This is a genomic window from Streptomyces sp. NBC_01622 (assembly GCF_045209635.1).
Classification (GTDB): domain Bacteria; phylum Actinomycetota; class Actinomycetes; order Streptomycetales; family Streptomycetaceae; genus Streptomyces.
Genome location: NZ_CP109293.1, coordinates 679,870 through 693,216, shown reverse-complemented (window position 1 = coordinate 693,216; position 13,347 = coordinate 679,870). Strand labels below are relative to the sequence as shown.

At 70.0% G+C, this 13,347-nt stretch carries 14 protein-coding genes; 11 read left to right on the top strand and 3 right to left on the bottom strand.

The features are described 5' to 3' along the window. The first annotated feature begins 4 nt into the window (after positions 1 to 4). From OH768_RS03135 to OH768_RS03090, 10 genes are all read left to right on the top strand, one after another. Positions 5 to 1,372, top strand: coding sequence for an ABC transporter substrate-binding protein (locus OH768_RS03135; RefSeq protein ID WP_406449766.1), 1,368 nt, complete (start codon positions 5 to 7; stop codon positions 1,370 to 1,372). A gap of 42 nt (positions 1,373 to 1,414) precedes the next feature. Next, positions 1,415 to 1,609 (top strand): ferredoxin, encoded by a 195-nt coding sequence (locus OH768_RS03130; RefSeq protein WP_019069976.1) that lies wholly within the window; start codon positions 1,415 to 1,417, stop codon positions 1,607 to 1,609. Between the two features lie 37 nt (positions 1,610 to 1,646). Next, on the top strand, positions 1,647 to 3,020 hold the full coding sequence (locus OH768_RS03125; RefSeq protein ID WP_406449763.1) for a cytochrome P450: 1,374 nt from the start codon (positions 1,647 to 1,649) through the stop codon (positions 3,018 to 3,020). Next, positions 3,017 to 4,684 (top strand): thiolase C-terminal domain-containing protein, encoded by a 1,668-nt coding sequence (locus OH768_RS03120; RefSeq protein WP_406449761.1) that lies wholly within the window; start codon positions 3,017 to 3,019, stop codon positions 4,682 to 4,684. Before OH768_RS03125 ends, OH768_RS03120 begins: the two co-directional genes overlap by 4 nt. Continuing rightward, positions 4,681 to 5,598, top strand: coding sequence for an alpha/beta hydrolase (locus OH768_RS03115; RefSeq protein ID WP_406449759.1), 918 nt, complete (start codon positions 4,681 to 4,683; stop codon positions 5,596 to 5,598). Before OH768_RS03120 ends, OH768_RS03115 begins: the two co-directional genes overlap by 4 nt. Further along, a complete protein-coding gene (locus OH768_RS03110; RefSeq protein WP_406449757.1) occupies positions 5,595 to 6,143 on the top strand; it encodes a DoxX family protein in 549 nt (182 codons plus the stop codon). Before OH768_RS03115 ends, OH768_RS03110 begins: the two co-directional genes overlap by 4 nt. After that, positions 6,143 to 6,994, top strand: coding sequence for an NAD(P)-dependent oxidoreductase (locus OH768_RS03105; RefSeq protein ID WP_406449755.1), 852 nt, complete (start codon positions 6,143 to 6,145; stop codon positions 6,992 to 6,994). Before OH768_RS03110 ends, OH768_RS03105 begins: the two co-directional genes overlap by 1 nt. Positions 6,995 to 7,064: 70 nt before the next feature. Beyond that, a complete protein-coding gene (locus OH768_RS03100; RefSeq protein ID WP_406449753.1) occupies positions 7,065 to 8,360 on the top strand; it encodes a cytochrome P450 in 1,296 nt (431 codons plus the stop codon). Beyond that, a complete protein-coding gene (locus OH768_RS03095; protein WP_406449751.1) occupies positions 8,357 to 8,545 on the top strand; it encodes a ferredoxin in 189 nt (62 codons plus the stop codon). The genes OH768_RS03100 and OH768_RS03095 overlap by 4 nt, the downstream gene beginning before the upstream one ends. 95 nt (positions 8,546 to 8,640) lie before the next feature. Beyond that, entirely contained in the window at positions 8,641 to 9,213 is a 573-nt protein-coding gene (locus OH768_RS03090) for a TetR/AcrR family transcriptional regulator (protein ID WP_406449749.1), read from the top strand. On the opposite strand, the gene OH768_RS03085 is transcribed toward OH768_RS03090, so the two are convergent. Genes OH768_RS03085 through OH768_RS03075 form a run of 3 tightly spaced genes read right to left on the bottom strand, consistent with a single transcriptional unit; the run spans position 9,167 to position 11,721 of the window. Next, positions 9,167 to 9,976 carry an alpha/beta hydrolase fold domain-containing protein gene (locus tag OH768_RS03085; protein ID WP_406449747.1) on the bottom strand — a complete coding sequence of 270 codons (810 nt, stop codon included), beginning with the start codon at positions 9,974 to 9,976 and terminating at the stop codon, positions 9,167 to 9,169. The genes OH768_RS03090 and OH768_RS03085 overlap by 47 nt on opposite strands. Then, on the bottom strand, positions 9,969 to 10,688 hold the full coding sequence (locus OH768_RS03080; protein ID WP_406449745.1) for an enoyl-CoA hydratase/isomerase family protein: 720 nt from the start codon (positions 10,686 to 10,688) through the stop codon (positions 9,969 to 9,971). Before OH768_RS03080 ends, OH768_RS03085 begins: the two co-directional genes overlap by 8 nt. Positions 10,689 to 10,692: 4 nt before the next feature. Continuing rightward, positions 10,693 to 11,721, bottom strand: coding sequence for a 2Fe-2S iron-sulfur cluster-binding protein (locus OH768_RS03075; RefSeq protein WP_406449744.1), 1,029 nt, complete (start codon positions 11,719 to 11,721; stop codon positions 10,693 to 10,695). 64 nt (positions 11,722 to 11,785) lie between these two features. Between OH768_RS03075 and OH768_RS03070 the strand changes: the two genes are divergently transcribed. Beyond that, positions 11,786 to 13,324, top strand: coding sequence for an AMP-binding protein (locus OH768_RS03070; RefSeq protein ID WP_406449742.1), 1,539 nt, complete (start codon positions 11,786 to 11,788; stop codon positions 13,322 to 13,324). The last annotated feature ends 23 nt before the right edge of the window (positions 13,325 to 13,347 follow it).

Genomic DNA, 13,347 nt, shown 5'->3' with positions numbered 1-13,347 from the left:
ACCGATGAGACGCTTGCTCATCCCCGCGCTCGTCCTGGCCCTCGCGGCCGCGGCCGGATGCTCCGGCCGCACCAAGACCGCGGACACCAGCAGCCCTTCCACCACCGGAGCCGCCGACACCGCGACCACCGACTTCGGCACCCTGAAGTCCGTCTGCGGCAAGGGCACGGCCAAGACCGTCACCGGCCAGGGCATCACCGCCACCGACATCAAGGTCGGCGTCTTCTCCGACGTCGGGTTCACCAAGAACCCGGAGTTCGAGAACGCGGCGAAGGTCTTCACCTCCTGGTGCAATGCCGCCGGCGGCATCAACGGCCGCAAGATCACACCAGTGACGCACGATGCCCAGCTCATGCAGGTCAACCAGCAGATGATCGAGGCCTGCCGCACCGACTTCTTCGAGGTGGGCGGCGGCGCGGCCCTTGACGGCCTGGGCGTCAAGACCCGCCTGAAGTGCCTGCTCCCGGAGTTCCCGGCGCAGGTCACCTCCGAGATCGGCGCGGACCTCCAGGTCATGACCCAGGGCGCCTCAACTGGCTATTCGCCCTACGCCGGTTACTACTCCTGGCTGCTCAAGGAGGCGTACCCGTCGTCCGCGAGCGGCGTCGGCATCATCACCGGAGACGTGCCCGTCACGAAGGCCATCGCGGCCCAGGACAAGGAAGTCCTCACCGCGATGGGCGGCAAGGTCACCTACTCCGACCTCTACCCCGCACAGGGTGTCTCCGACTGGACGCCGTACGCCCAGTCCATCAAGACGAAGAAGGTCAAGGGACTCGTCTTTCTGGGGGATTTCACCCAGTTGGCGAAGCTGGAGCAGGCGCTCACCAACATCGACTACAAGCTCGACTGGATCGACGCCAACAACAACGCCTACGGTCCCGCCTTCCTCAAGCTGGCCGACACCGCGCTGAGCGCACAGACCAACTTCGCTGCCATCGACGGCACTTACCCGCTGGAGAAGGCCGACGACAACCCGGCAACGAAGGAAATGGTCGCCCTGTTCAAGAAGTACGCGCCCGACGCGCAGATCACCCTGCCCGCCGTGCACGCCTTCTCCACCTGGCTGCTGTTCGCCACCTCGGCCCGTGACTGCGCGGAACTGACCCGCAGTTGTGTCCTGGCGAACGCCAAGAAGCAGACCGAGTGGACCGGGGGAGGACTCCAGGCCCCGGTGAACCTGTCCTCGCCCGACGAGCCCGTGAAGTGCTTCAACGTCGAGAAGGCCACCGCCGGCGGCTGGGTGCCCGCCGACTTCAAGCCCACCGACGGCGCCTACCGCTGCAACGCGCCCGTCTACAAGTTCAAGGGCAACTACGGCAAGCCGCCGACCCTGGCGGACGTCGGCAAGTCGCTGTCCGACCTCAAGTAACCACGCCACGACCCCCGTTCACCACGGCAGGAAGGAAGGACCGTGAAGGTACGAGTCGACCCGGAGCGCTGTCAGGGCCACACGCTCTGCGCGATGCGCGCTCCGGACACCTTCGAACTCAGCGAGATCGACGGGCACTCCTCGGTCGTAGCGGAAGAAGTCCCCGCCGATCAGGAGGCGGACGTCCGCGAGGCGGTCCTGTCCTGTCCGGAGCGGGCGATCTCCCTCATCTCCTGACCCCCCACCTCATCCACCGAGCAGGAGAGGACTCCGCATGACCACGGAAGACGCGGCCGTCGACGACGGTGGCCGCAAGCACCCCCAGGTGCACTTCGACCGGCACACACCCGACTACCGCGACCGGTTCGAGGACATCACCCACGAACTGCACGGCCGGTGCCCGATCGCCTGGACGGAGACCCACGGCGGCCACTGGGTCGCCAGCGGCAACCGTGAGGTCTTCGAACTCGCGCGGTCCGCGGAGTTCCTCTCCAACGACCACGACGTGAAAGGGGAGCGGCGCGGCTACAAGGGCATCTCCATCCCCCCGCCGCCCCGCGCCCGCGAGGCCCAGGGCGGGTTCCTGGAGATGGACCCGCCGGAACAGCGCTACTACCGGCAGACCCTCAACCCGTATCTGTCACCGGCGGCGATCCAGCGCTGGGTCCCGTTCGTCGACGAGGTCGTCCGCGCGAGCATCGACGAGAAGATCGAGTCCGGGCACATCGACTTCGTCGACGACCTCGCCAACATCGTCCCCGCCGTGCTCACCCTGGCGATGATGGGCATCCCGCTGGAGCACTGGACCATCTACAACGAACCGGCCCACGCCTCCGTCTACACCCCGCCCAACTCACCTGACATGCAGCGGGTGTTGGACCTGAGCCGCAAGATGGGCATGGACCTCATGGCCCAGCTCGCGGAGATCCGCCGGAACCCCCGCCCAGGCCTGGTGGACGCGCTGGTCCGCGCCGACATCAACGGCCGCAACCCCGACGACGGCGAACTCCTCGGCGTCTGCGCCCTGTTGATCGGCGGCGGCTTCGACACCACGACCGCACTCACCGCCCACTCCCTCGAATGGCTTTCCCAACACCCCGAGGAACGGGCCCGGTTGAGCCGTGAGCGCAAGACCCTGCTGGACTCCGCGACCGAGGAGTTCCTGCGCTTCTACACCCCGGCACCCGGAGACGGCCGCACCATCACCGCCGACTGCGAGATCGCCGGCACCCGGTTCAACGAGGGTGAACGCCTCTGGCTCTCCTGGGCGATGGCCAACCGCGACCCGTCGGTCTTCCCCGACCCGGACCGCATCGACATGGAACGCAAGGGCAACCGGCACAGCAGCTTCGGCCTCGGCATCCACCGCTGCATCGGCTCCAACGTGGCCCGCACCGTGTTCAAGCGGATGGTGACCGCCGTACTCGACCGTATGCCCGACTACCAGTGCGACCCCGAGGGCGCCGTGCACTACGAGACCATCGGCGTCATCCAGGGCATGCGCCACCTCCCGGCCACCTTCACCCCCGGCGAACGGCTGGGCGCCGGACTCGACGAGACCCTCGCCGAGCTCCAGAAGGTCTGCGACGAACAGCGGCTCGCCGAACCGGTCACCGTCCGCAAGTCCACGGCACGGATCGACACATGACGGAGAGTCAACGCCCCGGTCCGGTGGTCACGGAGGAGAACGAGTTCTTCTGGACCTCCGGCGCGGACGGCCGGCTGCGGCTGACGGAGTGCGGGTCCTGCCACGCCCTCATCCACCCGCCGCAGCCGGTCTGCCGGTACTGCCACGGCCACGACATGGGCGTCCGCGCAGTCTCCGGCCGTGCGACGCTGATCGGCTTCACCGTCAACCACCGCTTCGCCCTGCCCGGCCTGCCCGCCCCCTACGTCGTGGCCCAGGTCGCCCTGGAGGAGGACCCGCGCGTCCGCCTCACCACCAACGCCGTCCAATGCGTCCCGGACGAGCTGGAGTTGGGTATGCGGATGGAGGTCGTCTTCGAACAGGCCGAGGACGCCTGGCTGCCCCTGTTCCGCCCGGTACCGGAACGCCCGGTCCCGGTCCCGGACCCGCTGCCGCTCGCCGAGGTGGACACCCGTCAACTCGCCCGCCGCGTACGGCCGATGGTGTCGACGGAGAAGTTCGAGGACAAGGTCGCCATCACCGGCATCGGCATGTCGCAGATCGGCCGCCGCCTCCTGGTCCCGCCAGTCTCCCTGACCGTCCAGGCCTGCCAACGTGCCATCGCCGACGCCGGGTTGACCGTCGACGACATCGACGGCCTGGCCACCTACCCGGGCGCCGGCACCGCCTACGGCGGCTTCGGCGAAGGCGGGGTCACCGCCCTCGAATCCGCCCTCGGCCTGGAACCGACCTGGTACAACGGCGGCAGCGAGACCTTCGGCCCCTGCGGCTCCCTCATCTCCGCAATGCTCGCCGTCGCCGGGGGACTTGCCCGGCACGTCCTGTGCTTCCGTACGGTCTGGGAGGCGTCCTACGGCGAACTCGTCCGACGCGGCCGGATCGCGCAGGACCCGCCGCGCAGACTGGACGGCTGGATGAAGCCGTTCGGCGCGACCTCGGCCGCGCACACCCTCGCCCAGAACGCCCAACGCCACTTCCACCGCTACGGCACCACCCGCGAGACCCTCGGCTGGATCGCCCTCAACCAGCGGGCCAACGCGGCACTCAACCCCACCGCGGTCTACCGTGACCCGCTGACCATGGACGACTATCTCAACGCCCGCCCGATCACCACCCCGTTCGGCCTCTACGACTGCGACGTCCCCTGCGACGGAGCGGTCGCCGTGATCGTGTCGGCCGTGGACGCGGCCCGGGACCTCGCTCAACCACCCGTCTTCGTCGAAGCCGTCGGCACCCAGATCCTCGAACGCCTCGAATGGGACCAGAGCACACTCACCCACGAACCCCAAGTGCTGGGCCAGTCCGCCCACTTGTGGTCCCGCACCTCGCTGCGCCCCGAGGACGTCGACGTGGCCGAGCTGTACGACGGCTTCACCTTCAACTGCCTCTCCTGGCTCGAGGGGTTGGGGTTCTGCGGCATCGGTGAGTCCAAGGACTTCCTGGACGGAGGCAAGAACATCGCGCGGGACGGCGTACTGCCGCTGAACACCCACGGCGGACAACTCTCCCACGGCCGCACCCACGGCATGGGACTGGTCCACGAGGCCATCACCCAACTGCGCGGCGCGGCCGGGCCACGGCAGGTGGCCGGCGCCCGGCTGGCGGTGGCGAGCAGCGGCGGACTCACCCCGAGCGGCGTGATCCTCTTCCGGGCGGACGGATGAACTCACGTACCACGGAGGTCGTTTCGCGCGTCGTCGACGTCGACGGCATCCCCATGTCGGCGCTGCTGTGCGAGGCCCGCGAACCACGCGCGGTCCTCGTCGCGCTGCACGGGGGAGCGGTGACCTCCCGCTACTTCGACTACCCGGACCAGCCCCGCCTGTCCCTCCTGCGCACCGCGGCGGCACTCGGCTTCACCACCGTCGCCATCGACCGTCCCGGATACGGGAGTTCGGCTCCGTACGGCGAGAGCATGGCTTCCCCCGCGCGACGCGTCGACCTCGCCTACGGAGTGGTGGACCGACTGCTCGCCTCGCGTCCGCGCGGAGCGGGCCTGTTCCTGTGGGCGCACTCGATCGGCTGCGCCCTGGGCGTGCGTATGGCCGGTGCCGAACGGCGCAGCGACCTTCTCGGTCTGGAGATCGCCGGTACCGGACACCATCACGCACCCGGCGCCGTCGAGATCCTCGACTTCAGGCAGCGCGACCCGGCCGTGCCGAGACGGCCAGGACCCGGACTGCGCGACCTGCTGTGGGAGCCGTCGCGCCTGTATCCGGCCGAGGTCGTCGGCGCCGCACGCATCCAGTCCCAGGGCCCGCCGTACGAGGCCACCGTGGCCCGCCGCTGGCCGCTGGAGTTCGCCGAAGTCGCCGCCCACGTGAGGATTCCCGTGCACTACACGCTCGGCGACCACGAACGCGTGTGGAGTTCCGGGCCCGAGGCCATGGCCGACATCGCGGGCCTGTTCACCGCCTCCCCACGGGTCCTCACCGACGAACAGGCCGACAGCGGCCACAACTTGAGCATCGGGCGCACCGCGACCGGATACCACCTGAAGATCCTCTCGTTCGTCGAGGAGTGCGTTCTCGGCCGGGAGAACGACCGGATCGACCGTCTGCCGAGGAGGGCCGGATGAGCGACGCCGACACCGCGGTACTGCTGCTCGTACGAGTGGTCGTAGGACTCATCATGGTCATGCACGGGCTGAATCACTGGCGCGGCGGCGGCAGGATCGAGGGCACCGCCCGCTGGTTCACCGGACTCGGCCTGAGACAGGGTGTGCTGCAGGCCTGGATGAGCGTCCTCACCGAGGTCGGAGCGGGCAGCCTGCTGATCCTCGGCCTCCTCACCCCCCTGGCCTGCGCCGCGGTGATCTCCGTGATGCTGGTCGCGGGACTGCTCGCCCACCGGCCCAACGGGTTCTTCGTCTTCAAGGACGGCTACGAGTACGTCCTCACGCTCGCCGTCGTCGCCCTGGCCCTCGCGGTGCTGGGCCCCGGCCACTGGTCCCTCGACCGCGCGGCCGGCATCGACCTGACCGGCTGGACCGGCGGCGCGATCGCGCTCGGCGCGGCCGTGGTGGCGACCGGGGGACTGCTGGGCACGTTCTGGCGACCGGAGCCCGCCGCGGAACCGGTGGCCGACAACACCCCCGAGCAAGTCGACCAGGAGGCCCGCTGATGCGCGTCGGATTCATCGGGCTGGGCAGTCAGGGTGCCCCCATGGCACGCCGGATCGTCGAGGCGGGCTTCGACACCACGCTCTGGGCGCGGCGCCCGGCCACCCTCGCCGCGTTCGCGGACACGGCCGCCCGGCGGGCCGCGTCCCCCGTCGAACTCGCCGCGGCCAGTGACCTGGTGTGCGTCTGTGTCGTCGACGACGCCGACGTCGAACAGGTCGTCACCGGCGAACAAGGTGTACTGGCCGGCCTGCGCCGGGGCGGAGTCATCGCCGTGCACAGCACGGTGCACCCCGACACCTGCCGGCGGCTGGCCGAACGGGCCCAGGTGCACGGCGTGTCCGTGGTCGACGCACCGGTCAGCGGCGGTGGACGAGCCGCCGCCGAGGGCGGGCTGCTGGTGATGACGGGCGGCGAGTCCGGCACGGTCGCCTACTGCCGCAAGGTGTTCGAGACCTTCGGCGATCCCGTGCTGCACATGGGCCCGCTCGGCTCGGGACAGATCGCCAAACTTCTCAACAACCTATTGTTCACTGCCAACTTGGCGACCGCGGCCGATACGCTGGCGCTGGCACCGGAGTTCGGCATCGACCGCGGCGCTCTCGCCGAAGCCGTGCTCCACGGCAGCGGAGCGAGCTTCGCCCTCGACCGCGTGAAGTCCGCAGGCGGCACCCTCGACCCCCTCGCGGAACGCGCGGGACCGCTGCTCCGCAAGGACGTGAGACTGCTGGCCGGCCTCGCCGGGACGGCGGACGCCACGGCGGGCATCGCACTCGCGGCGGCCGACGCGGCCCTGGACCGCATGGGCCAAGGGCGCCTGACGGCAGCCCCAACTCCCGCTCCACGAAAGTGAAAACGAGCTTCTCGCCAGCGGAGAAGATTGATATCGTCGCTCGTCGTCAGACTGGTGACGGAAGGGAACCGTGCACACCGTGAAGGACTTCGAGGCGATCGACTTCTTCCAGGACGACGAGGTCGTCGCGGACCCCTATCCCTATTTGGCGGCCCTGCGCGGGAAGTGCCCGGTGCAGCGCGAGAGCCACCACGACGTGACGATGGTGACGGGCTACGACGAGGCGATCCAGGTCCTCAACGACGCCGACACCTTCTCGTCCTGTCTCTCGGTCACCGGGCCCTTCCCCGGGTTCCCGGTCCCGCTCGACGGCGACGTCGACGTCAGCGCGCTGATCGAGCAGTACCGCGACCAGCTCCCGTTCAGCGACCAGCTGCCGACGCTCGACGCGCCCCAGCACACGGACCACCGCGGACTGCTGATGCGGCTGATCACCCCGCGCCGCCTCAAGGAGAACGAGGCGTCGATGTGGCACCTCGCCGACGCCCAGCTCGACGCGTATCTCGCGGCCGGCGAGGGCGACTTCATCAGCGGATTCGCCGGCCCCTTCACCCTGCGGGTCATCGCCGACCTGCTCGGCGTGCCCGACGTGGACCGCAACACATTCGTGGAGGGCCTCGAACACCAGCCGCGGGGCGGCATCGGAAGCACTGACGGCGAGGTCGCGCACTCACCGCTGGAGTACCTGTACGCGCAGTTCTCGGCCTATGTCGAGGAGCGCCGCCGCGAACCCCGCGAGGACGTGATCACCGGTCTCGCCAACGCGAGGTTCGCCGACGGTTCGACCCCCGACGTCGCCGACGTGGCCCGCGTCGCCACCAACCTCTTCGCGGCCGGCCAGGAGACCACCGTCCGGCTGCTGAGCAACGCCCTCAAGCTGATCGCCGAAGACCCCGAACTGCAGCGGCTGTTGCGCACCGAGCGCGACCGCATCCCGAACTTCATCGAGGAGACGCTGCGCACCGAGAGCCCGATCAAGGGCGACTTCCGGCTGTCCCGCGTCGCGGCCGCGGTGGGCGGCGTCGACATCCCCGCCGGCACCACCCTCATGGTCCTCAACGGCGCCGCCAACCGCGACCCGCGCCACTTCGAGGACCCCGAGACCTTCGACCCGGCCCGCGCCAACGCCCGCCACCACCTCGCCTTCGGCCGCGGCCCCCACACCTGCCCCGGGGCCCCGCTGGCCCGCGCCGAGGCCCGGGTGGGCATCGAGCGCATCCTCGACCGTACGACGGACATCAGGATCTCGGAGAGTGTGCACGGCCCTGCCGAGGCACGGAACTACCGTTACCTGCCGACGTACATCCTGCGCGGACTCACCCACCTGAACCTGGAGTTCACGCTCGCCGAGGAGCCCGCCCGATGAAAGCCGTCATCGACGCGGACCGTTGCCGGGGCCACGGCATCTGCTGGTCGATCTGCCCCGAGGTCTTCGACCTCACCGACGACGGCTACGCCGAGGTGCTGACCCCCGAGGTCCCCACCGCGTACGAGGCCCAGGTCCGCGAGGCGGCCGGCAGCTGCCCCGAGCGCGCCATCACGGTGAACTAGCCTGCTTGCGCGTCCGTCGATGGCCGTAGGGGTCGCCCTGTCGCCACGGCAACCGTAGTGTCACATCGGTGTTGCCGCGGTGAAAGGGGTCCCCAATGACGACGGCCCGATACGAGGAGATCCTTGTCGCCGCGCTGGCGGTCTTCGCCGAGCGCGGCTACAAGAAGGCGTCCATCGACGCCGTGGCGGAGCGAGCCGGCCTGACCAGACAGGGCGTCCTGCACTACTTCCCGAGCAAGAAGCGGCTGCTCCTCGCCCTCGTCCAGCTCCGCGAGGACCTCGCCCGCGAACACCTGGCCGCCCTCCGGGCGGACCCCGGCGAGGACCTCCCGGGGCTGCTCGCCGAGGTCATCACCTACGACCACAAGAACCCCGGTCTCGCCCAGATCCACAGCGTTCTCGTGGCCGAGGGCGTCACCGGCAGCGACGAGGCGCTGCGGTTCTGCCACGACTACTACCGGTCGATCCAGGAGCACACCGTCGAGCACCTCACCGCGCTCTACGGCGATCGCGTACCCAGCGGCCTGACCCCCCGAGCAGCCGCCACCGCCGTGGTGGCGATGCTCGACGGGGTCCAGCAGCAGTGGATGCTCGACGAGGAGCAGACCGACTACCCGGAGATCATCCGCGAGGTGATGGGTGTGCTGCTCGGGCCCACGCCTGTATGAAATCGGCCATGACCGTCACGCTCTCGGGATGCAGACTCACCGCGTCCGGCCGTACCCGGAGGTCCACCGTGACACCGGACCGGGCCGCGCGGGCGGCGAACGACAGCGAGTCGTCCAACAGCGGATCGGTACCCGCCACCAGCAGCTGAATCGGCGGCAGCCCGTGCAGGTTGGCGTGCAGCGGACTCAGCAACGGGTTGGTCCGGTCGGCGCCGGCCGCGAACCGGGCCGCGTGCAGCCGGAGTTCGTCGATGTCGAAGCCCGGATCGGCCGCCGCGTTGAACAGCAGACTCGGCGCGTCCAGCGTCAGATCGAGCAGCGCCGAACTCAGCACCGCGCAGTCCGGCTCGGCCGCACCCATGTCCCGCAGCCGCACCAGCAGCGAGGCCGCGAGCCCGGCCCCGAGCCGCTCACCGGCCAGCGCCACGGGACCACGGGCCTGGCACGAGCTGTACACGGCGTGCACGTCGTCGAGCGCCCCCGGGAACGACGAACGGTAGCGCGGGCACACCACCACCGCCCCCGTCCGCAGCGCGAGCCGCTCGGCCAGGTCCACCGCCGACTCCGGCGAACCCGACAACTGCCGGTCCCCGTGCAGATACAGGATGACCAGATCGGTCGCGTCCGGCGGCCGTACGATCGGCCCGACCGGGCTCGACTCGACCCGCACCCGCCCGTCGTCGGCCCCCGCCCGAGCCGTCCGCGCTCGTACGTCGGCCAGGTCCGCGCTCGCTCCGGTCGCCCCAACTCGTATGTCACCCACGGGACATCACCCTCTCCGCTGCCTGCCAGTGCTCGTCGGACACCCAGAGGCGGGCGAAGGCGCGGGCCGCCTCCTCCTCCGGGACGGCTCCGCTCATCACGCGCTTGATCTCCCGCGCCGGGTTGGTCGCCAGCGAGCTGGCCAGGGTGCGCCAGCCCTCGGCGAACTCGGCGCGGGGCAACACCAGATCGAGCAGCCCGACGCGCTGGGCCTCGGCCGCGCCGAGTACGGTCCCGGCCCCGGCGAGCATCAACGCCCGCCCCTTGCCAACGAGTTGGGCAAGGCGCTCGGCGCCGCCCCACGCCGGCATGATGGCCAGGGCCACCTGGTTGAACCCGATCCTGATGTCGTCGGCGGCGACCCGGATGTCGGCGGCCACCGCGACCTCGGCGCCGCCGCCGAACGCGTGCCCGTTCATCGCGGCGATCACCGGTCCCGGGAAGTTCGCGATGCGATCGCAGATCCCCCGCATCCGCAGGGCCATGGCCATCGCGTCCTCCTCGGTCCGGATCGCACTGAGCTGCTTAAGGTCCCCGCCGGAGACGAACGCCCGGTCGCCCGCGCCCGTGACGACCAGGGCTTTGGCGCCCGCGGCCGCGTCGAGCACCTTGTCGAGTTCGTCCATCGTGGTGGGGGCGATGGCGTTGCGGGCCTGCGGGCGGTCGATGGTGATGACCGCCAGGCCCTCGTCGAGTTGGAGATCTACGTCCATGGCCTCAGTCCTCGTATACGACAGTGACGTGCGGCGTGGTCGGCTCGCCCTGGCAGGTCAGGACCCAGCCCTCGGCGATCTCGTCCTCGTCGAGCGCGTTGTTGACACGCATCTTGGCCTCGCCTTCGGTGACTTGGGCGATACAGGTGGCGCAGTTGCCCGCCTCGCAGGAGAACGGCGGGGCCAGACCCGCCCGACGCGCGCTCTCCAGAAACGTCTCGCCGGAACCCTGCGCGAGCGTGTGCCGCTTGCCGGAGAGAACGAGCGTGAGGGTGCCCTCCTGTTCAGGGGTGTCGTCTTCAGGAGTGTTCGCGGGTGGTGGATCGGTGGCCTGCGCGAACCGCTCGACGAAGATCCGCTCCGGGGCGACTCCATGGGCGAGAAGCGCGCTCTCCACCAGCTCCATGAAGGGCGCGGGCCCGCAGAGGTAGAAATCCGCGTCCGGGTCGCCGCCCGCGAACTCCCGTACCTGGTCCGCCGTGACGAAGCCCTCCCAGTCGTCGAGGTGGTGCCGGATCTCGAACCGTCCGGGGTACCGCTGTGCCAACTCGCCCAGTGCGGAGGCGAAGATGACGGCGCCCGCGTCCCGGTTGGCGGACAGCACCCGCACCGGCCGGCCGGTGCCGGCCAGCGCGGACTTGGCGAGCGAGAGGACCGGGGTGATCCCGCTGCCCCCGCAGAACGCCACCACCGGAGCGGCGAACTCGTGGGCGGAGCCCGCCTCGCCGCTCTCCCGCAGACAGAACACCCCTGCCGGCAGCGTGGTTTCGAGGACGTCGCCGGGGGCCAGATGGTCGTGCATCCAGTTGGACACCAGACCGCCCGGAACCCGCTTCACCGTCGTCATCAACTCGGCGTCCGTCTCCGGCGAACTGGACATCGAGTAACTGCGCAGCGTGCCGCAGGCCTTGATCGTCACGAACTGGCCCGCCCGGTACGGGAAGGGCGCGTCGAGTACGTACGTCCGGGTGTCGGGCGTCTCCTGGATGATCCGTGTGATCCGGACCGGGTGGAACCCGTGGTCTCGTCCCATGTATGGAATTTACCTTCTCGCTCTGAGAGAGTGCAATTCTCAATGACGAGAGGAAGTTCCTGTCGTGCGAACTGTCCCCGCTGAACTGGTCAGGCGCTACGAGGCGGAGGGGTGGTGGACCGGGGAGACGATCGGTGACCTGCTGGCGCGGGGACTGGAGGCCGCCCCGGGCGCCGCGTTCCGCGTGCACTCGGCGGTACGGCCCTGGGAAGGCACCTTCGCCGAGGTCGAACTGACGGCCCGCCGGCTGGCCGCCGGGCTGCGCGAGCGGGGCGTCGCCCCCGGCGACGTGGTGGCACTCCAACTGCCCAACTGGATGGAGGCCGCCGCCGTCTTCTGGGCCTCGGCGTTCCTCGGCGCGGTCGTGGTGCCGATCGTCCACTTCTACGGACGCAAGGAAGTCGGCTACATCCTGGACTCGGTCTCACCCAAGGCCTTCGTCACCGCCGAACGGTTCGGGCATCTTCGCCACGACCCCGACCTGAGCGCGAAGATCCCCGTGGTCGGCATCGTCGGGCGGGACTTCGACGACCTGCTCGCCGACGAACCGCTCCCCGGCGTCCTGCCCACGGACCCGTCCGGCCCCGCGCTGATCGCCTTCACCTCCGGAACGACCCGCGACCCCAAGGGAGTTGTGCACAGTCACCGCACCCTGGGCTTCGAGACGCGTCAACTGGCCGGCCGCTACCCGCCCGACCGCGGCGACCAGCTCACCTCCGCGCCCGTAGGCCACTTCATCGGCATGGTGAATGCCTTCCTCATCCCCGTGCTCGACGGCAGCCCGGTCAATCTCGCCGACACCTGGGACCCGGGCCAGGCACTGGAGTTGATGGCCCGCGACGGACTCACCGTCGGAGGCGGTGCCGCCTACTACATGACGAGCCTGCTCGATCACCCCGACTTCACGCCCGCCCACCTGGCCGGCATGAAGTACGCGGGCCTCGGCGGCGCGGCCGTCCCGAACGCGGTCACCAGACGGCTCGCGGACCTCGGCATCACCGTCTTCCGTGCCTACGGCAGCACCGAGCACCCCTCGATCACGGCCTCCAGCCACACCGCACCCGAGGACAAGCGGCTCTACACCGACGGAGACGCCCTGGCCGGAGTGGAGATCCGGCTCGCCGAGGACGGCGAGATCCTCAGTCGCGGACCCGACCTGTGCCTCGGCTACACCGACGACGCTCTCACCGAGCGCGCCTTCGACGTGGACGGCTGGTACCGCACCGGCGACATCGGTCGGCTCGACGAGGACGGCTACCTCACCATCACCGACCGCAAGGCGGACATCATCATCCGCGGCGGCGAGAACATCGGCGCGCTGGAGGTGGAGGAGGTTCTCCTCGCCCTGCCGGCCGTCGCCGAGGCCGCGGTCGTGGCCGCCCCGGACGCCCGCCTCGGCGAGCACGCGGCAGCCGTCGTACGACTGCGGCCCGGCCACCCTGAACCCGGACTCGACGACCTCCGCGCCCACTTCGCGGCGGTCGGCCTGGCCCGGCAGAAGTGGCCGGAGGAACTGCACGTCGTCGACGACTTCCCGCGCACCGCAAGCGGCAAGGTCCAGAAGTTCGTTCTCCGCAAGGATATTGCCGCCCATCAAGAGTGAGAATAGGATTCTCGCAATCTGCG

Excerpts from the sequence above, each read along its gene's own strand:
- OH768_RS03135 (WP_406449766.1), top strand. The coding sequence starts at position 5 with ATGAGACGCTTGCTCATCCCCGCGCTCGTCCTGGCCCTCGCGGCCGCG.
- OH768_RS03125 (WP_406449763.1), top strand. The coding sequence starts at position 1,647 with ATGACCACGGAAGACGCGGCCGTCGACGACGGTGGCCGCAAGCACCCC.
- OH768_RS03120 (WP_406449761.1), top strand. The coding sequence starts at position 3,017 with ATGACGGAGAGTCAACGCCCCGGTCCGGTGGTCACGGAGGAGAACGAG.
- OH768_RS03115 (WP_406449759.1), top strand. The coding sequence starts at position 4,681 with ATGAACTCACGTACCACGGAGGTCGTTTCGCGCGTCGTCGACGTCGAC.
- OH768_RS03110 (WP_406449757.1), top strand. The coding sequence starts at position 5,595 with ATGAGCGACGCCGACACCGCGGTACTGCTGCTCGTACGAGTGGTCGTA.
- OH768_RS03105 (WP_406449755.1), top strand. The coding sequence starts at position 6,143 with ATGCGCGTCGGATTCATCGGGCTGGGCAGTCAGGGTGCCCCCATGGCA.
- OH768_RS03095 (WP_406449751.1), top strand. The coding sequence starts at position 8,357 with ATGAAAGCCGTCATCGACGCGGACCGTTGCCGGGGCCACGGCATCTGC.
- OH768_RS03090 (WP_406449749.1), top strand. The coding sequence starts at position 8,641 with ATGACGACGGCCCGATACGAGGAGATCCTTGTCGCCGCGCTGGCGGTC.
- OH768_RS03080 (WP_406449745.1), bottom strand. The coding sequence starts at position 10,688 with ATGGACGTAGATCTCCAACTCGACGAGGGCCTGGCGGTCATCACCATC.
- OH768_RS03075 (WP_406449744.1), bottom strand. The coding sequence starts at position 11,721 with ATGGGACGAGACCACGGGTTCCACCCGGTCCGGATCACACGGATCATC.